The following is a 22,689-nucleotide window of genomic DNA, read 5'->3' as shown; positions in this document are numbered from 1 at the left end:
TGGTTTTTTCCCGCCCGTCATGGATAGCCCTACTATGTCAGAACAACCTGCCCCTACCGCCGAAGGCACCTTCAACGCTGATCTTCGGGGCGTTCACTTTGACTTCCTCAAAGACCGTGTGCCCGGCTGGTTCAACCAAGGCTCTACTGCGCGCCAGGAAGAACTCGCCCACCACGAACTGCAACTGCCTCGCTGGTACCTGACCGCCACGGCTCAGCAAAAGGCTGACCTGGCCGACAGCCATACCCGTTATCGCGAGACCTTGAACCAGGTGGAGAACACCCTCGGTGATATCAAGGATGTACTCGCCTTTGCCGAGCAGCCGCTTAAAGACGCACTCAAGCAACGCTTCAACCTGGATGTGGACGTCAAGAACGTCTATTTCGCGCGCAAGTATGGGTTTAAAAGTCGCGACGACCTGTTCGGCTTTTTGGTCTTCGACCAACAACGCGACTCGGAGCTGAACTATGTATACCGCGCTGTTTCCCTACTTGAGGCCGCCCTGGCCAATTTCGAGCCCGATGAAGAACGAGCCAGTGCCTGCAACGATTGCCAGATCATAACCGCCTGGAGTTCGTATGACGGCGACGTTATCCCGACCTTTAGCGCGGTCAATTCCCAGGCCTTGGCCATCGCGCCGCATGAATTTGCCCAAGTGTGCCGCAGCCTGGACGTGGGCAATTTGTATCAGCAGCACATCAAGGCCATCGTCCAGCCGGACGAGGCGACCCAGCGCACCGCACTGGAAACGCAGCTGCAAGAGCACCAGCGCCAATTGCTGGCGCTGAGCGCCGAGATGGCGGCTCACCAGACCGAGTGGGGCATTGGTGCTGATGCCTACCGCATGATCAAACAGGTCATCACCGACCCGGGCAGCGCCACACTCGATGGCAAGCCGGTGACGTTCGCCGCGCTGAAGGTGTTTGGCAGTGTGTTGGTGGGGCCGTTGCTGATCGGTCCAGCCCGTAAAGACAGTGACAGTGTCGAGCGCCTGGTGGTGTTCATCCCCAATGACCCCCAGCAGCCGCTGAAGGAGTATGCCTCCAGCGCCGAGTTCATGGCCGACCTCAGGACCCGCTTGCACAGCGCCTCGTACCGGCGCTTTTTCAGCCGATTTGTGCCCCAGCGCGAGCAGGGGATTTTTTTCCAGCGTTTCAATGGGCTCTATAAACCCGCCAATGGCAATGGCGCGGAAGGCGATTACCCAATGGCATCAAAGCCGGTGAGATTGCCCCTGGAGGAGATGAGTATCAAAGGCAACCTGTGGACGCAACTGCGCGAAGCACAGGTGCGCAAGATTTTGTCGGATGCGCGCGCCGTGGCCGTGCCCACTGGCGATGAAGACCGCGAGGCACGCATGGCCCGGCTGGCCAGTTACGCGGACGCGGTTATCAGCGTGTTCAACCTGGGCGCTTTTGTGGTGCCGGGGCTGGGGCCGATCATGCTGGCGGTGGGCGCGGCGCAGATGTGCACTGAGGTGTATGACGGCATCGAAGCCTACGAGCAAAGCGATCTGAAGACGATGTGGGCGCACTTTTCCAGCGTGGCCCTCAATGCAGCGATGCTGGGCACTGGGGCCAAGGTGCTGCCCGCCATCAAGCTGGCCAGTGTGGTTGACAACCTCAAGCGCGTTACCCTGCCAAGTGGCAAGCAGCGATTGTGGAAGCCCGACCTGTCGTCCTATGAACACCTTCAGCCGATACCTTCCGGCGCTGCGGTCGACGAGCGAGGCCTGCACCGGGTCAACGGCACAACCCTCTTGCCGCTGGAGGGTAGGCGGTACGTTGTGCGGCAGGACCCGGTGACAGAAGATTACCGCATCGTCCATCCCACGCGGCCCGACGCCTATCAACCGACACTCACGGGAAATGGCAGTGGTCTCTGGAACCATGAACTGGAACGCCCGCAGAGCTGGGAAGGCGCGCCGCTGATGCGGCGGTTGGGCCCGGTAGCAGACGGTTTCAGCGATGCCGAATTGGAACAGGTGCGACGCGTCGCGGATGTGAGTGAAGATGTGCTGCGCCGGGTGCATGTAGAGGGCGAGCCGGCGCCGGCGATTTTGCTCGATACCCTGCGCCAGTTCCGGGCCTATCGCGATGCGGTGAAGGTGGCCGAGGGCATACGCCAGGGGTCGCTCAGCAATGACCTGTGCAGCTATGCCGCGTCCTTGATGGTGGAGTTGCCGAGGTGGCCGGCGAGCGTGGCAATAGAGGCTTTTTCGAGTGAAGAGGTGGGTGGAGCGTCGATCAAGTATGGCAATAGCCTGGCCGCAGCGTCGGACACCCTGCGCATTCACCGTGGCGAGTTGATGAACGGCCAGTTGCCCAAGCGAGTCATCGAGTCGTTGAGTGAGGCCCAGCTCATAGACTTGGTGGGGCGCTCCAGCGGCACACCCGAGGCACGCACTGCGGCCTTGCAAACACAGCTTGAACAGCACGCCATCCGTGTCAGGTCGCGGCTGATGAACAGTATCTATCTTGCGCAGCAGCCGCCGTCGGACACCGCGATCACGCTGGTGCAGCGCAAGTTCAGCACTCTACCTGCGCACCTGGTGCGAGAACTGCTGGCAGACGTTACACCGTCCGAACGGGAGATCATGACCGGCACCGGAACCATACCGTTTCGCCTTTTGGAGAAGGCCCGGCTGGCGCAACAGCAGATGCGCCTGACCCACGCTTATGAAGGGCTCTACCTCGACGACTTGGCCAACAAGGACACCGAGGCCCTGGTGCTCAATAGCCTGGCCAACGTGCCTGGTTGGAGTGACGGCCTGCGTTTGGAAGTGCGCGAAGGCCGACTGGAAGGTGAGTTGCGCGCCAGTTTCGGTCCGGTCGATGCCGCCGAGCGCAAGGTGCTGGTGCGGGTGGACGATGGGCGGTATCAAGCCATGGATGCACGGGGGCAGGATCTGCATGGCATCAACGGGCTGTATGGTTCCCTGCAGCATGCGCTGCCCGACGCTCATCGCAACGCAATCGGTTTGCCTGACGTGGGGCAGGGCGAGCAACTCAAAGCGTTGATAGCCGAAAAAGCCCTGTCGCGTGCGCAATTGCGCAGTGTGTTAGGCATGCAACCGCCAAAGCAGTTCTTTCGACCTCCGACCGTGTTGGCCGATGGTCGGCGAGGCTATTCATTATCTGGGCGTGGGGGGAGCGTCTGGGACCAGGTCGTTCGAGAGCGCATTCTGTCGCTTTACCCCGATTTGACTACGGCCGAAGTGATTGCCCTGCGGGAGAAGAGAGGTTGGTCCGATGATCAGTGGCTCAAGCGCCTGGAGCAAGAACGCAAGGTCTTTGAGTCGACGATGAACCGGTGGCTGTCCACGCACACGGAAGGGGTCGAGCGGTTCAGCGAGGCGGATCGCAACGCCTTGAAAGCCAAGCGCGCCATTTATGGCACCCTGCACGGCGCATTGAAAGAAATCGGCCCGCGTCATTACGACACTCACGGTCAATACGTGGGGCAGAAAATAGAGTGGGTCGGAGCCGACTTGCAAGAGCAACTGCGTACGCTGCCGGCCCTGGGGGCCAATTTCGACCGGGTTACTCAACTGACACTGGACTCCAGCAACGCGACCGATGCTGATGTCCGCCGTTTGCTCGTCAACTTTCGTGGGCTGCGTGATCTTAGCCTGGAGAACGGTGAGTTGACTGAGTTGCCCCAGGCCATTGGCGATATGCCGCATTTGCGCAGCCTGAACCTGGGAAGCAATCGGATCGCCCTGACGCCCGTGGAGGTAACGTTGTTGAGTAGGGCCACTCGGCTGGAGGCACTGTCCTTGAGAAACAACCGGCTGGAGCGGGCGCCGGATGTCAGCGGTATGAAGCGCTTGCGCACGCTGTGGTTGAGCAACACCAACCTTCAGGAATGGCCAGCCGGGGTCTTTCGAGTGCCGCGCCCGCGTGATTTTCGCCTGGATCTGATGGATAACCCCATCAACCGTGTTCCCGTTTTTGCTCCTGGTTCAGACAATGCCCTGATTGTCGCGCGTACCTTGCTCAGTCGCGAGAAGTTGGCTACCCCCGAATTGCTGACGCAATTCAAACAGTACATCGAAGCGGCGGGTTACGACCCGGAGCGCCAGTTTCCTGCCCGGGGTGAATATGACCGCCGGTTGTGGAACACCGGAGTGCCGCAGGACGAGTGGAGCTCCAAACAACGGCTATGGGACCACCTTGAACAGTCATTCGGCTCCGAGGGTTTCTTCAATGAGCTGCGCCTCCTCAGGCGTTCGGGGGATGCACAGGTCGACAGCGGCCGGTTACTGCCGAAGTTGACCGCGAAGGTCTGGCGAATGCTGGAGGCCATGGGCGAAGACGCCGGCTTGCGTGACGAGTTGTTCCTTATGGCAAGAAATTCCTCGGTCTGTGAGGATGCCGGAGCCCAGCTGTTTAATGCCATGGGCGTTGAAGTGCTGCTGCGCGCTGCGTACGCCAGTGAAGATGCCAGCGTCGTGCAAAGGAGTGTGTTCAACCTCGCCAGAGGCAAATGGCGATTGGATGAGCTGGGCAGGATTGCCCATCGCCGGGTCGGGCAGCTCCAGGCGCAAGGCGTGCAGTACCCGCAGTACGATGCCGAAGGTGCTCCGATTGTTCATTACGACGCCGATGGTGTCGAAATTCTGCCGATTGATGAGGTTGAAATTTATCTGTCCTACACCGCGCCTTTGGCCAGTCGACTGAACTTGCCATGGCAAGCCGAGAGCATGTTGTATCGCGAGGATTATGTAACAGCCCAGATGGTCGAAGATGCTTTCACGCACGTGACGGCCTTGGATCAGGGTGAAGTGCTGCGGGGTAATCTGCTGGAACAACCCATGTGGGTCGACTATCTGCATCGCGCTCACCAGCAGGCATTTTCGTCGGTGCGCAACAAATACGATGCGTTGATTGACCTGGAAACGGCATTGGCGAAGTGGCTCGATAGCGCTTCGTTGTCCATGCAGGAGCGCGAGGGGCTGCGCGCAACCATCAGCGATACATCGGCGCTACTGGGGCGTACTGGCCTCGCGAGCCAACCGGGGTATGTGATGATCCAACAGGAGTACAACATGTCGTTTGCCAGTATCGAAGCGGAGTACCAACGCCTGCTCAGTACCTTAACCGATCAGACAATCAACAGCCTTTTACCCGCGAGCTAGAACAGGAGCATTGGCAACCTGTCCACAGTGTCCACCCGCGTGAAACTTTCTTGAACGCGATAAATACCTAAGGCTCCACAGCGAGGGCCATTCGATAGGCTGGTTTTTTAAACCCGTCATGGATGGCCCGATATGTCAGAACAACCCGTTACCCTTACCCCCGAAGGCACCTTCAACGTGGACCTTCGGGGCGTGCATTACGATTTCCTCAAAGACCGCGTGCCTGCCTGGTTCAACCAGGGCTCCCCTCAACGCCAGGAAGAACTCGCCAATCACGACATGGAACTGCCCAGCTGGTACCTGACCGTCACGGTTCAGCAAAAGGCTGACCTGGCCGACAGCCATACCCGTTATCGCGAAACCTTGAACCAGGTAGAGAACACCCTCGGTGATATCAAGGATGTGCTCGCCTTTGCCGAGCAGCCGCTTAAAGACGCACTCAAGCAACGCTTCAACCTGGATGTGGACGTCAAGAACGTCTATTTCGCGCGCAAGTATGGGTTCAAAAGTCGCGACGACCTGTTCGGTGCGTTTGTCTTCGACCAACAACGCGACTCGGAGCTGAACTATGTATACCGCGGTGTTTCCCTACTTGAGGCCGCCCTGGCCAATTTCGAGCGCGATGAAGAACGAGCCAGTACCTGCAACGATTGCCAGATCATAACCGCCTGGAGTTCGTATGACGGCGACGTTATCCCGACCTTCAGCGCGGTCAATTCCCAGGCCCTGCCCATCGCGCCCCATGAATTTGCCCAAGTGTGCCGCAGCCTGGACGTGGGCAATTTGTATCAGCAGCACATCAAGTCCATCGTCCAACCGGACGAGGCGACCCAACGCGCCGCACTGGAAACGCAGCTGCAAGAGCACCAGCGCCAATTGCTGGCGCTGAGCGCCGAGGTGGCGGCTCACCAGACCGAGTGGGGCATTGGGGCCGATGCCTACCGGATGGTCAAACAGGTCATCACTGACCCGGGCAGTGCCACCCTCGACGGCAAGCCGGTGACGTTCGCCGCGCTGAAGGTGTTTGGCAGTGTGTTGGTGGGGCCGTTGCTAATCGGTCCTGCCCGTAAAGACAGTGACAGTGTCGAGCGCCTGGTGGTGTTCATCCCCAATGACCCCCAGCAGCCGCTCAGGGAGTATGCCTCCAGCGCCGAGTTCATGGCCGACCTCAGGACCCGCTTGCACAGCGCCTCGTACCGGCGCTTTTTCAGCCGATTTGTGCCCCAGCGCGAGCAGGGCCTCTTTTTTCAGCAATTTAATGGGTTGTACAAACCCGCCAACGGCAATGGCGCGGCCGGCGATTACCCGCTGGTATCCAGGCCGCCGAGGCTGCCTCTGGATGAGTTGGCAATCGGAGCCAACTTATGGGCGCAACTGCGCAAGGCACAGGTGCGCAAGATTTTGTCGGATGCCCGCGCCGTGGCCGTGCCCACCGGTGACGAAGACCGTAAGGCGCGCATGGAGCGGCTGTCGAGCTACCTGGACGCGGTGATCAGCGTGTTCAATCTCGGTGCTTTCGTGGTGCCGGGGCTGGGGCCGATCATGCTGGCGGTGGGTGCGGCGCAGATGTGCACTGAAGTGTATGAAGGCATTGAAGCCTACGAGCAAAGCGATCTGAAGACGATGTGGGCGCACTTTTCCAGCGTGGCCCTCAATGCGGCGATGTTGGGCACCGGGGCCAAGGTGTTGCCCGCCATCAAGCTGGCGAGCATGGTCGACAACCTCAAACCGGTCACGCTGCCCACCGGCAAACAGGTGTTATGGAGCCCGGATATGACGCCCTATAAGGTGCCGGTTAAATTGCCTCTAGACGCCGAGCCAGACGCCTTGGGTCTCTACTTGCACAACGGGCAAAAAGTGTTGCCCCATGAAGGTGACCACTATCAGGTCAGGCAGGAGCCCGACACTGGCCAGTACCGCATCCAGCACCCCAGCCGTCCCGGCGCGTATGAACCGCAATTGGCGCATAACCATGCCGGCGCCTGGAGCCATGAAGTCGAGGAACCACTGACCTGGGACAAGCCGACGTTGATGAGGCGTCTGGGGCTGGAACAGCGGGGGCTCGACAGCGAAAAGCTGGAGCAGGCCCGCGCCGCCAGCGGTGTCGAGGAGGACACCTTGCGCCAGACCTTTGTCGAGCATGAGCCGGTGCCTTTGCTGCTGGAGGATTCGATCCAGCACTTCAAGGCCCATCAGGCGCTGACGACCTTTGTCGAGCAAATGCATAGCAGCGACCCGGCGGTCTACGCCAAGGCTGATCCGGCGCTGCAACTGAACATGATGCGTCGTCGTGGGATGTTGCCGCAAAACCTCGGTCTTCGGGTGCTGGGCAGTGGTGCCAGAGTCATCTGGGAAACGGAGCCTTCGTCGTCCGCCACGCGGGTGGTGGTCCTCAACGAAGGCCAACTGGCGCGTGGCGAGTTGCTCAAAGAGGTGTTGAACACGTTGCAAGGCGTTGACCCGGCGCTCACCGACATCCCCGGAAATACCGAAGACTCACTGGATGTGCGGGCCGGCAAGCTGCGTCAGCACCTGGGCGACATGGTGGATATGTACAAAGGCCCGCTGGTGGAGGAACGCTACCGAGCGTTGACCGCATCGGTTGACCCCGATGTGCAGCGGCTGCTGGCGGACTATCCCGAGTTACCGACCTCGATGGCGGCGCACCTGCTCAAGAGCCTGAGTTCCGAGCAACTGCAAACCTGGCGCAGCACCGGGCTGCTGCCCGAAGCACAGACCGAACACGCGAAATGGTGTGAACAGGAAACACGGGTAGCCCGCGCTTACGAGGGGCTGCAGTTGGACACCCTGGCGAACCTCGACAGCCAGCGCCTGGCTTTGCGCACCCTGGAAACCTTGCCCGGATGGCGCCGGGGTACTCGGGTGGAGCTGCGTCAGTATTCGGCGCAGGGCGCGATACTGGATGCCATTGGTTCTCCAGACGCAACGGCCAGGGTTCTGGTACAGATGGATAACGGGTTGTTCCAGGCGACCATGCCCAGGGATTTTTTTGCCGCAACCTGGGACCTGTTGTCCGCCACTGAGCGCCAGGCCCTGGGGTTCACCGACGCGCTGCAAATGAAAGCCGCGATTGCGCAAGCGCCTCTGCCACGTGCGCGACTGCGCACGGTGTTGCTGGAGCACCCGCTGCGCAAGCCGACCATTGATCCTGCACTGCGCTTGCTGGGCGGTGGCCGTGGGTTTCGACGGATGGTGGCCAGTGTTTTTGGTCCTTCAGAGGCTTCGGTAAAAGCCCGAGTCCTCAAGCTGTACCCTTCAATGGAGGAGGGTGAGGTCACTGCCTTTATCCAATCATTGGGTACGAATGTGCGGGGTGGGCTGACGCTTCGGGAAGCTGAGTTCAAAACGCTGGAGAGGGAATTGCAGGTTTGGGTTCAGGCGAATTCCCCGCAGTCCGCTGCGGGACCGGTGGACGCCCGAGCGTCTGGCATCGCCAGGCAGATCTTGAGCCACTGGCAGCGTACGGGTAAAGGCCCTCTGCGGTTGCTGATGGATGGTGTGATGGAGTTACCGGCACTGAGCGCCGACTTCAGCCATATCGAGAAACTTGAGCTCGTCGGAGTCAAGTGGTCGGGTAACGCGGATGTTTTCCTTGGGAAGTTCGTTCGCCTCAAAGAGTTGGTCGTCAGCCGTTGCAGGCTGACCGAGTTACCTGGCGCCATTGGTGAAATGAACAACCTGACCTCGTTGAACCTAACGTCCAACAACATTCGGTTGACCCCACACAGCGCCAGAGTGCTGAGTGGCCTCGGCAACCTTGAAGCGCTCTACCTCACCAATAACCCGTTGAGGATTGCGCCTGACTTCAGCGCTATGCCCCGGTTGAGAAGCCTGAACCTGAGGAATACGCAGCTGGATCGGTGGCCAACGGGATTGCAGGCCCGTGCGGGGATGGATTTTGTTGACCTGAGCCATAATCTTTTACGAGAAGTGCCCGAGGAACACCTCAATCCGGCAACTGAACAGCTCGCCGCGAGCGCCCGGCTCAATGGCGTCACCCTGCTTGAGGGCAACCGATTTCAGCCTGATTACTGGCAAAAATTTGATGGTTACTGGCAACGCTTGAATCAGGTCCGACCGGACCTGGTGAAAAGCGCCCGTGATGGCGCGTTTGACAGTGGCAACCCCAGGCTCGAAAAGCTACGACGCCTGTACCCGAACAAACGCATGCAAGACGCCAGGGAGTGGGTCTGGCGTTTGGGCGGCGGTGCCGACGCTGAACTGGCCAGACTCGAACAAGAGTTCAACACCCTGCAACAGCAGTTGAACGCCTGGGCGTTTTCGGGCGGCGGCGAACAGCAACGCTACGTTCGCGCGGGCCAACGACAAGCCAACGCGGCGGGCCTTGAGGATCGTCATCAGGCTCAGAAACGTATTCTTGCGTGCTGGCGTCGGGAAACCCCGCAAATGCTTGCCAATGACGGAACGCAGATAGGTTTGGAGCTGGACTTGAGTGGCCTGACGCTGCCAAGCCTGCCGGACCTGGACATTGATTTCAGCCATGTCGGCTCACTGAAATTGAGCAACATGGGCCTCAGTGCTTCGCCGGAAGGATTCCTGACACGCTACCGGCATCTGCGCTGGCTGGACCTGTCAAATAACCAACTCAGGGTGCTGCCACCGGCCCTGGGTGAAATGCACAACCTGACCCGTTTGTTTTTGAACAACAACCAGATCCGCCTGACGCAGCAAACGGCCGCGATCCTGTCCGGGCGAACCTCTCTCAGAGGCTTGAGGTTGAATCACAATCAGCTGGGCATCACGCCGGACTTCAGTCAGATAACGGATATGCGGTCCCTGGGCATGGCGAACTGCGGCATCACTACGTTTCCCACCGGCTTGATCAACCAGCCGGCGTTGGACCAGATACTGTTGAGCTACAACGATTTCACCAGCCTTCCAGAGTTCGTCATCGCACCCTCGGATGCGCAATTGGCCAACTCCGCGCGGGTCAATGGCGTGACGGATATATCCTTCAACCCTTTAACTGCGACCACTCAGGACCAGATTCGCGATTACGGTGTACGGCTTGAGCAAGCGGGGCTGTCGTCCGCTGCCAACCCCAATATTTTCGTCGCCTCTGCCCTGAATATCCGCGGTCGTGCGGTGATCGGCGCCAGGGCCCAAACGCGGTTTCAGCGATGGGCTACGGGGCTGTCCGAAGAGCAGGTTGCCGTGAAGGGGCGCCAATGGCATACGCTGCGTGAGCAGCCGAACGGGGATGGTTTTTTCGCAATGCTGGAGGGGCTGGATGATGCCGGCGCCGGCCATGAAGACCTTCAGCGGCGGGTGTGGGAGGTGATCGACAGCATCAGCGAACACACGCCCGAGTCCGAACAGTTGCGCGAACAAATGTTTGAGTGGGCGGGCAGACCGACGTGTTGCGACCGTGCGGGGTTGTCTTTCAGCAATGTGGAAATCATGGCGATGGTCTACCGGGCCCGCACGCAGGCCATGGACCTGAAACCAGGGGCTGCGTTGCTGAAGTTCGCCAGAGGCTTGTATTGCCTGGACGAACTTGAGGTCATCGCCTTGAGGGATATTGATCAACGCCGGAGGACCATTAACAGCAACGATAACTTAACGGCTGACCAGAAAGCCCAGCAGTTGGCGCGGCTGGAAGAGGTCGAGGTAAGACTCGCCTATCGCTACGGCCTTAAGGACCGACTCGACTTACCTGGGCAGCCTCAGCAAGTCCGGTTCGCCCAAATGGGGAATGTCACTTCACAAATGCTTGATGCGGCCTACGCAAAAGTCGTGGCGCTGAATAACTCCCCAACAGCGTTTCAGGCCCTGTTGTCCCGCGATTTCTGGCAGGACTATGTGACTCAAAAGTACCGCGCGCAATTCGATGCGCAGAGCGAGCCCTATCAGCAGCAGTTGGCCGCGCTGCATGAGAGCCGCGTTGCCGAGGCGTTGTCCGAGACGGTCTATAAGGCCAAAGCCGATGACTTGCAGGCACAGCTGGCGATTAAGGAAAGCGCATTGATCGAGACACTGAGCCGACAGGAAATTGCGGATATTCTGTTGCCACAGGAAACCCTTGAAGTACTGGTTGAGCCCAGCAAAAGCACATCGCGTGAGTTACAGCTTTCACAGGCACGCGCCATCGACTTCAATGGGAAACAGTATTTTGTCGCGAGCCTGCCCGATGCGGAGGGCGAGCACTACCTATTGTGGGTGCAGGCGCCGGATAACCCGTTTGCCCTGGTCAGTAGCGGGATCATCGCCAAACCGGATATCGCCGGGGTGTGGAAACGTCCACGTACGCCAGGAGGGATGAGGCCGGGTGGTTCCGAGGACAAGTTTGAAGACGCATCAGAGTCTACGCCGGGTGGTTCTGAGGATGAGTTTGAAGAGGCTCCAGAGTCTATGCCTGTGGTTCCCTACACGGCGGACGAGCTCAGTACCATGAGGCGTGAAGTTCATTTCACGGCCGCCCCTAATCCAGTCGGGAGTTATAACCGAGCGAATAACGGTAAGTACCCACTCAGGGATTATCAGGGCAGACCGATACGTATTCGAAAGCTGCAAAGACGCGTTGAATTGGTGGAGTCCGGTACTCAATACACCTCCGATCAAGTCAAACCTTACATCAAGTTTGAAGGGTATGAGGAGGTGGGCGCTCGTTATGAAGAGAAACTGCAGCGGCGTACGTTCACTGCGCAGGATATGAAGGTGCCCCAGGAACAATCGCTGATAGGACAGTCGATGGTGGTCGCCAACAAGCGTATCGCCAAAGGGGAGATCGTCGGCGTTTACGGCGGCACCGTCCTACCCTATGGATTTTTCGGCTCTGGAGGTCAAACCTACACCATGCTCGTCGGCACTCAATCGACCTTGGAGGGCGGTCGACTCGTCACGGAGCCGGTTCACCTGTCGGGGGACAACATCATCTCCAGAATAAACACCCACTTTGAGTATGACGCGAATGACAAACCAATCCGTCAGGCTGCAGGGGGATACAACGTAGAGTCCGTGGCCTTCCCCGTTGAGGCGGATATGTGGCTGGGAATGGGGCCTGCGGCAACAACAAAAACAAAGAGCTTTATGCTGAGTGCGGTATTTGCGACCGAAGATATTCCGGCGGGCGCCGAGCTGCGAATGGATTATGGGTACAGCGACTCGATAATAAAAAATATGTTCTCGTAAGGCTGTCGTGACTGCTGGCCGCTTGAACCCGAGGCCTGCGGCAATTTGATCAGTCACCGCGACTCAGCCCCGCAGACGAACCGTCAGGTTCGCCTTCGGGGCTGAATTGTTTTCGCTAGAACAAAAAGTAGCGCTGGGCCATTGGCAACACCTCTGCGGGCTCACACCACAGCAACACCCCATCGGCCTTGACCTGATAGGTCTGTGGGTCCACTTCGATATCCGGCAGGTAATCGTTGTGGATCAGGTCGGTTTTCTGCACGTTGCGACAGCCCTTGACCACCTCAATCTGCTTTTTCAAACCCAGGGCTTCGGGCAAGCCGGCTGCCTGCGCCGCCTGGCTGATAAAGGTCAGGCTGGTGGCATGCAACGCGCTGCCGAAGCTGGCAAACATGGGGCGGTAATGCACCGGCTGCGGCGTGGGAATCGACGCGTTGGCGTCGCCCATGAGGCTTGAGGCAATTGCGCCGCCCTTGAGAATCAGGGTCGGCTTGATGCCGAAGAACGCCGGGCGCCACAGCACCAGGTCGGCCCACTTGCCCACTTCAATCGAGCCGACGATATGGCTGATGCCGTGGGTGATCGCCGGGTTGATGGTGTACTTGGCGATGTAGCGTTTGGCGCGGAAATTATCATTGCCTGGGCCGTCGCCGGGCAGGGCGCCGCGCTGTTTTTTCATCTTGTCGGCAGTCTGCCAGGTGCGCGTGATCACTTCGCCGACGCGGCCCATGGCCTGGCTGTCGGAGCTGATCATCGAAAACGCGCCCAGGTCGTGCAGGATGTCTTCGGCGGCGATGGTTTCGCGGCGGATGCGGCTTTCGGCGAAGGCCACGTCTTCGGCAATGCTCGGGTCCAGGTGATGGCAGACCATCAACATGTCCAGGTGCTCGTCGATGGTATTGCGGGTGAACGGCCGGGTCGGGTTGGTGGAGCTGGGCAGTACGTTAGGGAAACCGCAGGCCTTGATAATGTCCGGCGCGTGGCCGCCACCGGCACCTTCCGTGTGGTAGGTGTGAATGGTGCGGCCCTTGAGGGCGGCGAGGGTGGTTTCGACGAAGCCGGACTCGTTGAGCGTGTCGCTGTGAATCGCCACTTGCACGTCGTACTCATCGGCAACGCTCAGGCAGTTATCGATGCTGGCCGGTGTGGTGCCCCAGTCTTCATGCAGCTTCAAGCCGATGGCGCCGGCCTTGACCTGCTCGACCAACGGCTCCGGCAAACTGGCGTTGCCCTTGCCGGTGAAACCGATGTTCATCGGGAACGAATCGCTGGCCTGGAGCATGCGCGCCAAGTGCCACGGGCCCGAGGTGCAGGTAGTGGCAGTGGTGCCGGTAGCCGGGCCGGTGCCGCCGCCGATCATGGTGGTGACGCCGCTGGTCAGCGCCTCTTCGATCTGCTGCGGGCAGATGAAATGCACGTGGGAGTCGATGCCGCCGGCGGTGAGGATCATGCCTTCACCGGCAATCACTTCGGTGCTGGCGCCGATGGCCATGGTCACGCCCGGCTGTATATCCGGGTTGCCGGCCTTGCCGATCGCGTGAATGCGGCCGTTCTTCAGGCCGACGTCGGCTTTGACGATGCCCCAGTGGTCGATGATCAGCGCGTTGGTGATCAGCGTGTCCACCACTTCATGGGCGAGCAACTGGCTTTGGCCCTGACCGTCGCGAATCACCTTGCCGCCGCCGAATTTCACTTCTTCGCCGTAGACGGTGAAGTCCTGCTCCACTTCGACGAACAGCTCGGTGTCGGCCAGGCGGACCTTGTCACCGACGGTGGGGCCGTACATGTCGGCATATGCCTGACGACTGATTTTCATAGCCTAATTCCTCGCATATGAGTTGCAAGCTTCAAGCTGCAAGCCTCAAGTAAAAGCCAATATGTGCGCCGCAAACTGCTCTTTCTTGCAGCTTGAGGCTTGGAGCTTGAAGTCGACCTACAAGTCGCCCATGACCTTTCCTGTAAACCCAAACACTCGGCGTTCCCCGCTCAGGTCGACGAGCTCGACAGTCCTCGCCTGCCCCGGCTCAAACCGCACCGCCGTGCCCGCCGGAATATTCAGGCGCATGCCACGGCTCGCGGCGCGATCAAAGGTCAGCGCGTCATTGGTTTCGAAAAAATGATAATGCGAGCCCACCTGGATCGGCCGGTCGCCGCTGTTGGCCACGCTGAGGGTGATGGTGCGCCGGCCTACATTGAGTTCGATGTCGCCAGGCTGGATCTGATATTCACCAGGAATCATGCAGGTTGCCCCAGGGTCTTGAAGTAGATGGCGGTCGGGCTGTAGCGCCCGTCCGGGCTTTGGCAGTAATCGGGTAATTCACCGATTTTGGTGTAGCGCAGCGACTGGTAAAACGCTTCGGCGCCGGAGCCAGCTTCGGTGTCCAGGTACAACAGGCCGCGCTTGTGCTGGCGCGCGGCGAGTTCCAGGGCGCTCATCAATTGCTGGCCCAGGCCATGGCGCCGGGCGCTGCTGTGTACCAGCAGCTTTTGCACTTCAGCACGGTTCAGGCCATTGGCTTTCTGGCACAGCGCCAGTTGTACGCTGGCGATCACCTGCTCGTCTCGCACCACTACCCACAACAGCAGGCTGGCGTCTTCGATACTCGCCTGCACGCCACTCAAATAGGCACGGGCCTGGGCTTCATCGAAGTCGGCCATAAAACCGACCGAAGCACCGTGCTTCACCGCGTCCAGCAACAGCTCGATCAAGCCCAGGCGGTAATGGGCAAAACTTTCAGCATTCACTCGACGCAGTTGAGCGGTGTTCATCGATCTCACTCCTTGGGCGGTTCGGCGCCCGGATTCAATGTCAATTGCATAAAGGTCAGGTCCAGCCAGCGACCGAACTTGATGCCCACTTGTGGCATTTGCCCGGTCGTGACGAATCCCAGGCGTTCATGCAAGCGGATAGACGCTTGGTTGCCGCTTTCGATGGCTGCGACCATCACGTGTTTGCCACAGGCGCAGGCACGTTCTATCAGGGCTTGCATCAGGCGTGGGCCGAGGCCTTTGCCGCGCTGGTCGTTGCGCACGTACACCGAGTGCTCGACGCTGTAGCGAAAGCCTTCGAAAGGCCGCCAGTCGCCGAACGAGGCGTAGCCGGTAACCTCATCGTTTTCGACCGCCACCAGAATCGGATAGGCCTGCGCCTGGCGCGCACTGAACCAGGCCTGACGGTTAGCCAGGTCGACCGGTTGTTCGTTCCAGATCGCCGTGGTGTTCAATACGGCGTCGTTGTAGATCTCTCGAATGGCCGGCAGGTCTTGCGCGGTTGCATCACGAATCATGGCCGGGCCTCACGCGATGGGCTGGTGGACGGTGACCAGCTTGGTGCCGTCGGGGAAGGTGGCCTCCACCTGGATATCCGGGATCATTTCCGGGATGCCTTCCATCACTTGCTCGCGGCTGAGCAGGGTGGTGCCGTAGTGCATCAGGTCGGCGACGGTGCGGCCATCGCGCGCGCCTTCCATCAGCGCTGCGGATATGTAGGCGATGGTTTCCGGGTAGTTGAGCTTCACACCCCGTGACAGGCGGCGTTCGGCCACCAGGCCGGCGGTGAAGATCAGCAGTTTGTCTTTTTCCCGTGGGGTCAAATCCATGGTTCAAGGTCCTTCACAGATAGCATTCTTAAATACAACAGAGACCCAAGAGTGGGAGCGGGCTTGTGTGGGAGCTGGCTTGCCTGCGATGCAGGCAACTCGGTGTATCTGATGTACCGAGGTGATGCCATCGCAGGCAAGCCAGCTCCCACACAAACTGATTTCCACATTTTGATCTTCATGTGCTCCAGATTCTCGGGGCGACTGCTTCCCGCCCCAGCACCGCAGGGCGTAACAACCGCCATAAATCAATCAACCAGCCCCGTGCCAGCAAGGCTTCACTGGCCAAACAGCGGGCCACCAGCAGGCCTGGCAATTGGGTCAGGTCGCCGCGCACCGCATGCGGCATGGCGCGGCAGTGTTCCAGTAATTCGGGGTCGATATCGCCAGTGAGCAACAGCGTGGCAAACACCGGCTGGCCGTCCAGCCCGATGGGTGAGTCGAGCAAACCGTCGGCGCCTACAATGCGCTGGCGCTCATGCCAGAGCAACTGGCCGTCGCGGCGAATGTCCAGGTGCGATTGGAAGTGGCCGAGGTCGAAACGCTCGCCACTGGCCGGGCGGCCGAGGGCGACCACGTCCCAGTAGAACAGCCGGGCATCGCCTTGCAGATCAATACGCGTGGTGAGTTCGGCCTGGGCGGCGCTGAACACGATGGTTTCCTGAGGCAGCCATTCCAGCGTGGCGCCAGCTTCTACCGTCAGTTCGAGCTTTTGAAAGGCCGGGCCGCTGGCGCGGTACCACTTGGCCGCGCCGGGGCTGGTCAATTGCGCCCAGGCATTGGCGCCGACATGGGCGCTGATGTCCAGGCGATCACCGCCGGCAATCCCGCCGGGCGGATGCACGATGATGTGCTGGCACACCTCGGGGCCTTCGGCGTACAGGTGCTTTTGCACGCGCAGCGGGCCGAGGTGGCGGCGCATCACCGGGCGCGTGGTGTCGCCGAAACGCGCGTAGCCGAGCTCCAGCTCGGCGTGCCAGCTGGGGGTGAACAGGGCGGGAGTAACGGGCAGGTTCATGGCTGTTTGCTTATCTTCGGACGCTAAAGATTAGATTCTTACTTATATAGAAACCAGCCCGCGTACACCCTCACTTTCCATATTTTCACCTCGGCCTTGCTGGACGATTTCACCGCGTGACATCACCAGGTACTGGTCGGCCAGCTCGGCGGCGAAGTCGTAGAACTGCTCCACCAACAGGATTGCCATGTCGCCGCGTGCCGCGAGCTTCTTGATCACCATGCCAATTTCCTTGATCACCGACGGCTGGATGCCTTCGGTGGGCTCGTCGAGAATCAACAGGCGCGGGCGGCTGGCCAGCGCACGGCCGATTGCCAACTGTTGCTGCTGGCCGCCGGACAAATCACCGCCACGCCGGTGCTTCATCTGCAGCAATACCGGGAACAGTTCGTAGATAAACGCCGGGACCTCTTTGGCCTCGGAACCGGGAAAACGTGAGAGGCCCATCAACAGGTTTTCTTCCACGGTCAGGCGCCCAAAAATCTCCCGGCCCTGAGGCACGTAGGCAATGCCGGCGTGCACGCGCTGGTGCGGCTTGAACCCGGTAATGGCCTTGCCTTCCCAGTTCACCGCGCCTTCTTTGGCCGGCAGCAAACCCATCAGGCATTTGAGCAGGGTGGTCTTGCCCACGCCGTTACGGCCGAGCAGGCAGGTGACTTCGCCGATTTTTACGTCAAATGACAGCCCGCGCAGGATGTGGCTACCGCCGTAGTACTGATGCAGCTTGTCGACTTGCAGCATTCTGGAGTTCTCCTCAATTCCCTTGTGGGAACCGGATCAATGTGGGAGCTGGCTTGCCTGCGATGGCATCACCGTGGTCCCACGGGTAGACCGAATCGCCTGTATCGCAGGCAAGCCAGCGCCCACATAAAGCAGTTCACGTCAGCATCAGCGACCGAGATAAACCTCGATCACCCGCTCATTTTCCTGCACCTGTTCCAGCGACCCTTCGGCCAGCACGCTGCCCTGGTGCAACACCGTCACGTGGTCGGCAATCGAGCCGACGAAGCCCATGTCGTGCTCCACCACCATCAGCGAGTGCTTGCCCGCGAGGCGCTTGAACAGTTCGGCGGTGAATTCGGTTTCGGCGTCGGTCATGCCCGCTACCGGTTCGTCCAGCAGCAACAGCTGCGGGTCTTGCATCAACAACATGCCGATTTCCAGGAACTGCTTCTGGCCGTGGGACAGCAGCCCGGCCGGGCGCTGTACCGAAGCGGTCAGGCGGATAGTCTCGAGCACTTCATCGATACGGTCTTTCTGCTCGCCGCTCAAGCGTGCGCGCAGGCTGGCCCACACGGACTTGTCGGTTTTCTGCGCCAGTTCCAGGTTTTCGAACACGCTCAGGGCTTCGAATACCGTGGGTTTCTGGAACTTGCGGCCGATGCCGGCCTGGGCGATCTGCACTTCGCTCATGCTGGTCAGGTCGAGGGTTTCGCCAAACCAGGCCTTGCCGTGGCTGGGGCGGGTCTTGCCGGTGATCACGTCCATCAGCGTGGTTTTGCCCGCGCCGTTGGGGCCGATGATGCAGCGCAGTTCGCCGACGCCGATGTACAGGTTCAGGTCATTGAGCGCCTTGAAACCGTCGAAGCTGACACTGATGTCTTCCAGGGTCAGGATGGTGCCGTGGCGGGTGTTGAGACCCTTGCCTGCGGCCTGGCCGATGCCGATCGCATCGCGGCTGCTGCCCGCGTCTTTGTTCGGTTCGAGAATGGGTTCGAGCATAAATTCCGCCGTCGCAGTGACTCTCATTGCTCACCCCGTTTCTTCAACAGGCCGATGACACCCTTGGGCAAATACAGGGTGACGATGATGAACAGCGCCCCGAGAAAGAACAGCCAGTATTCCGGAAACGCCACGGTGAACCAGCTCTTCATGCCGTTCACCACGCCGGCGCCCAGCAGCGGGCCGATCAGTGTGCCGCGCCCACCCAAGGCCACCCACACAGCGGCTTCGATGGAGTTGGTCGGCGACATTTCGCTGGGGTTGATGATCCCCACCTGCGGCACATACAGCGCCCCGGCCAGGCCACACAAGACGGCGCTCAACACCCACACAAACAACTTGAAACCGCGCGGGTCGTAACCGCAAAACATCAGGCGATTTTCGGCGTCGCGCAATGCCGTCAGTACCCGGCCGAACTTGCTCTGCGCCAGGCGCCAGCCGGTGTACAAGCTGGCGACCAGCAACACCACCGTGGCAAAAAACAACACCGCTCGCGTGCCTGGCTCGGTAATGCCAAAGCCCAGGATGCTGCGAAAATTGGTGAAGCCGTTGTTGCCGCCAAACCCGGTCTCGTTGCGGAAAAAAAGCAGCATCCCGGCAAAGGTCAGGGCCTGGGTCATGATCGAGAAATACACGCCCTTGATTCGCGAGCGAAAGGCGAAGAACCCGAACACCAGCGCCAGTAAACCCGGCGCCAGCACCACCAGGCACATGGCCCAGAGGAAGTGTTCGGTGCCCATCCAATACCAAGGCAACTCAGTCCACGACAAGAAGGTCATGAACGCCGGTAGCTCGTCCCCGGACGCCTGACGCATCAGGTACATGCCCATCGCGTAACCGCCCAGGGCAAAGAACAAGCCGTGGCCGAGGGACAACATCCCTGCGTAACCCCACACCAGGTCCAGGGCCAGGGCGACGATGGCGTAGCAGAGGATCTTGCCCATCAGTGTCAGGGTGTAGGCCGACACATGCAGCGGATGTTCAGGCGACAGCAGCGAGCATACGGGCAGGGCCAGCAGCAGGATCAGGATCACCGCGCCCACCGCTATCGTCACTTTGGGGCCGGCCTTTTGCGTGGCCGTAAGCATCAATGGCTGGTTCATCAGTCGATCACCCGTCCTTTCAGTGCGAAGAGTCCTTGCGGGCGTTTCTGGATAAACAGAATGATCAGCGCGAGGATCAGGATCTTGCCGAGTACGGCGCCGATCTGTGGCTCCAGAATCTTGTTGGCGATGCCCAGGCCAAAGGCGGCCATGACGCTGCCGGCCAACTGGCCGACACCGCCGAGCACCACCACCAGGAATGAGTCGATGATGTAGCTCTGGCCCAGGTCCGGACCGACGTTGCCGATCTGGCTCAACGCAACGCCGCCCAAACCTGCGATACCGGAGCCCAGGCCAAACGCGAGCATGTCCACGCGCCCGGTGGGTACGCCGCAGCAGGCGGCCATGTTGCGGTTCTGGGTGACGGCGCGCACGTTGAGACCCAGGCGGGTCTTGTTCAGCAGCAGCCAGGTCAGCACCACCACGCACAGCGCGAAGGCGATGATCACAATGCGGTTGTATGGCAGCACCAGGTTGGGCAGCACTTGAATGCCACCGGACAGCCATTCGGGATTGGACACTTCGACGTTCTGCGCACCGAACACCAGACGCACCAATTGGATCAGCATCAGGCTGATGCCCCAGGTGGCGAGCAGGGTTTCCAATGGCCGGCCATAGAGGTGGCGAATCACCGTACGCTCCAGGGCCATGCCGATGGCGGCGGTGACAAAAAACGCCACTGGCAGCGCGATCAACGGGTAGAACTCGATGGCCGCAGGCACGTAGCGCTGCATCATCAGTTGCACCACGTAAGTCGAATACGCGCCGAGCATCAGCATCTCTCCGTGGGCCATGTTGATCACGCCAAGCAGGCCGAACGTAATCGCCAGGCCCAAGGCGGCAAGCAACAGGATCGAGCCCAGGGACATGCCGCTGAAGGCCTGGCCGAGGATTTCGCCGAACATCAGTTTGCGTTTGACCTGAGCCAGGCTGGTCTCGGCGGCGGTGTGCACGGCAGCGTCGGTTTCGACACCCGGCGCGAGCAACGCCTCAAGACGCGTGCGGGCCAGCGGGTCGCCGGTGCCGCCCAGCAAACGCACGGCGGCGAGGCGCACGACGGGGTCGGTGTCGACCAGTTGCAGGTTGGCCAGGGCCAGGCTGAGGGCGGTGTGCACGTCCTCGTTGGTTTCGGCGGCAACTTGCTGGTCGAGGAATTTGAGTTGCGCAGGTTGCGCGCTTTTTTGCAGGGTTTTTGCCGCTGCCAGGCGCACCTTGGGGTCGGCGGCGAGCAGTTGCTGGCTGGCTTGGACGTTGTCGATCAGCCCGCGCAGGCGGTTGTTCAGGCGTACGGTTTTGGTTTCACCGTTGAGCGTGAGCTGGCCTTGTTGCAGGGCGTCCACCAGTTCGATGCGCGCGGGGTCGGGCTGGGCGGCCCAATCCTGGAGCAGCTTGGCTTGTTGCGTCGGGTTGGCAGCGAGGAAGTCTTCGGCATCGCCTGCCTTTGCTGCGAAAGGCAGCAACAGCAAGGCAGCGAAGATGAAACGGTAAAGGGCAGTGGGCATATTGGTCGGCCTTACGCGGACAAATGTGGGACCTGGCTTGCCTGCGATAGCGGTGTTTCAGATACACCGAGTCGTCTGCATCGCAGGCAAGCCAGCTCCCACAGGGTTTGTGTCGACACTCAGGTGTCGACACCCCTCGGATCAGTTGCTCTTCACGGCGTAATCCGGCTTCTTGTCATTGCCTGGAATGTACGGGCTCCACGGCTGAGCGCGGATCGGTTTTTCGGTCTGCCACACCACCGAGAACTGCCCGTCAGCCTGGATCTCACCGATCATCACCGGCTTGTGCAGGTGGTGGTTGGTTTTATCCATGGTCAGGGTGAAGCCCGACGGCGCGGCGAAGGTCTGGCCGGCCATGGCTTCGCGCACCTTGTCGACGTCGGTGGACTTGGCTTTCTCAACCGCTTGCGCCCACATGTGGATGCCTACATAGGTGGCTTCCATCGGGTCGTTGGTCACGGCTTTATCCGCGCCTGGCAGGTTGTGCGCCTTGGCGTAAGCCTTCCAGTCGGCGACGAATTTCTTGTTTACCGGGTTCTCCACCGACTGGAAGTAGTTCCAGGCCGCAAGGTTGCCCACCAGCGGCTTGGTGTCGATGCCGCGCAGCTCTTCTTCACCCACCGAGAACGCTACCACCGGCACGTCGGTGGCCTTCAAGCCCTGGTTGGCCAGCTCTTTGTAGAACGGCACGTTGGAGTCGCCGTTCACGGTTGAGATCACGGCGGTCTTGCCGCCGGCGGAGAATTTTTTGATGTTGGCAACAATGGTCTGGTAATCGGCGTGGCCGAACGGGGTGTAGACCTCTTCGATGTCTTTATCCGCGACGCCTTTTGAGTGCAGGAATGAACGCAGGATTTTGTTGGTGGTGCGCGGGTACACGTAGTCGGTGCCGAGCAGGAAGAAACGCTTGGCGCCGCCGCCTTCTTCGCTCATCAAGTATTCCACCGCCGGGATCGCCTGCTGGTTCGGCGCCGCACCGGTATAGAACACGTTTGGCGACATTTCTTCGCCTTCGTACTGCACCGGGTAGAACAGCAAGCCGTTGAGTTCTTCGAACACCGGCAACACCGATTTACGCGACACCGACGTCCAGCAGCCGAACACCACGGCAACCTTGTCCTGGGTCAGCAACTGGCGGCCTTTCTCGGCAAACAGCGGCCAGTTCGAGGCAGGGTCCACCACCACCGGCTCGAGCATTTTACCGTTCACACCGCCTTTGGCGTTGATCTCGTCAATGGTCATCAGCGCCATGTCTTTAAGCGAGGTTTCGGAGATGGCCATGGTCCCCGACAGCGAGTGCAGGATGCCGACCTTGATGGTCTCGGCGGCCTGTACGGTCCAGGTCAACCCCATGGCGACAATGGATGCCGACAAAGTTAAAGCCTTGATCAAGCTACGACGCTGCATGGTGCGATCTCCGTAAACCGATAGT

At 60.1% G+C, this 22,689-nt stretch carries 13 protein-coding genes; 2 read left to right on the top strand and 11 right to left on the bottom strand.

The features are described from left to right. Positions 1-34 precede the first annotated feature (34 nt). Both ACDZ94_RS05625 and ACDZ94_RS05620 read left to right on the top strand, forming a co-directional pair. The gene (locus tag ACDZ94_RS05625; RefSeq protein ID WP_432751184.1) at positions 35-5,140 is read left to right on the top strand and encodes a dermonecrotic toxin domain-containing protein; all 5,106 of its coding nucleotides are present in this window, start codon (positions 35-37) and stop codon (positions 5,138-5,140) included. Between the two features lie 132 nt (positions 5,141-5,272). Then, positions 5,273-12,313 (top strand): NEL-type E3 ubiquitin ligase domain-containing protein, encoded by a 7,041-nt coding sequence (locus tag ACDZ94_RS05620; protein ID WP_432751183.1) that lies wholly within the window; start codon positions 5,273-5,275, stop codon positions 12,311-12,313. Between the two features lie 115 nt (positions 12,314-12,428). Here the strand turns inward: ACDZ94_RS05620 and ureC are convergent, their stop codons facing one another. The 11 genes from ureC to urtA all read right to left on the bottom strand — a co-directional run bounded on the left by ureC (position 12,429) and on the right by urtA (position 22,664). Further along, on the bottom strand, positions 12,429-14,129 hold the full coding sequence (gene ureC, locus ACDZ94_RS05615) for an urease subunit alpha (RefSeq protein WP_432751182.1): 1,701 nt from the start codon (positions 14,127-14,129) through the stop codon (positions 12,429-12,431). A 117-nt stretch (positions 14,130-14,246) separates the two neighbouring features. After that, positions 14,247-14,552: an urease subunit beta gene (locus ACDZ94_RS05610; protein ID WP_064450453.1), complete on the bottom strand. Its 306-nt coding sequence runs from the start codon at positions 14,550-14,552 to the stop codon at positions 14,247-14,249. Further along, positions 14,549-15,082 (bottom strand): GNAT family N-acetyltransferase, encoded by a 534-nt coding sequence (locus ACDZ94_RS05605; protein WP_128591433.1) that lies wholly within the window; start codon positions 15,080-15,082, stop codon positions 14,549-14,551. Before ACDZ94_RS05605 ends, ACDZ94_RS05610 begins: the two co-directional genes overlap by 4 nt. Before the next feature lie 5 nt (positions 15,083-15,087). Further along, positions 15,088-15,600, bottom strand: a complete 513-nt coding sequence (locus tag ACDZ94_RS05600; RefSeq protein WP_064450455.1) for a GNAT family N-acetyltransferase — start codon at positions 15,598-15,600, stop codon at positions 15,088-15,090. A 9-nt stretch (positions 15,601-15,609) separates the two neighbouring features. After that, positions 15,610-15,912, bottom strand: coding sequence for an urease subunit gamma (gene ureA / locus ACDZ94_RS05595; RefSeq protein ID WP_064450456.1), 303 nt, complete (start codon positions 15,910-15,912; stop codon positions 15,610-15,612). A 178-nt stretch (positions 15,913-16,090) separates the two neighbouring features. Then, positions 16,091-16,930, bottom strand: coding sequence for an urease accessory protein UreD (locus tag ACDZ94_RS05590; RefSeq protein ID WP_064450457.1), 840 nt, complete (start codon positions 16,928-16,930; stop codon positions 16,091-16,093). Between the two features lie 42 nt (positions 16,931-16,972). Next, complete coding sequence (gene urtE, locus ACDZ94_RS05585; protein ID WP_064450458.1) at positions 16,973-17,671, bottom strand: urea ABC transporter ATP-binding subunit UrtE; 699 nt, start codon at positions 17,669-17,671, stop codon at positions 16,973-16,975. Between the two features lie 147 nt (positions 17,672-17,818). Continuing rightward, positions 17,819-18,679 (bottom strand): urea ABC transporter ATP-binding protein UrtD, encoded by an 861-nt coding sequence (urtD, locus tag ACDZ94_RS05580; RefSeq protein WP_064450459.1) that lies wholly within the window; start codon positions 18,677-18,679, stop codon positions 17,819-17,821. Beyond that, positions 18,676-19,755, bottom strand: a complete 1,080-nt coding sequence (gene urtC / locus ACDZ94_RS05575) for an urea ABC transporter permease subunit UrtC (protein ID WP_064450460.1) — start codon at positions 19,753-19,755, stop codon at positions 18,676-18,678. The genes urtD and urtC overlap by 4 nt, the downstream gene beginning before the upstream one ends. Beyond that, positions 19,755-21,257, bottom strand: coding sequence for an urea ABC transporter permease subunit UrtB (gene urtB, locus ACDZ94_RS05570; RefSeq protein WP_432751181.1), 1,503 nt, complete (start codon positions 21,255-21,257; stop codon positions 19,755-19,757). The genes urtC and urtB overlap by 1 nt, the downstream gene beginning before the upstream one ends. Before the next feature lie 141 nt (positions 21,258-21,398). After that, positions 21,399-22,664, bottom strand: a complete 1,266-nt coding sequence (gene urtA, locus ACDZ94_RS05565) for an urea ABC transporter substrate-binding protein (protein ID WP_064450462.1) — start codon at positions 22,662-22,664, stop codon at positions 21,399-21,401. Between the last annotated feature and the right edge of the window lie 25 nt (positions 22,665-22,689).

Origin of the sequence: Pseudomonas sp. UBT, assembly GCF_050915955.1 — a bacterium.
Classification (GTDB): domain Bacteria; phylum Pseudomonadota; class Gammaproteobacteria; order Pseudomonadales; family Pseudomonadaceae; genus Aquipseudomonas; species Aquipseudomonas antarctica_A.
Note: the sequence above shows the minus strand (reverse complement) of the source record. Positions and strands in the feature narration are given on the sequence as shown.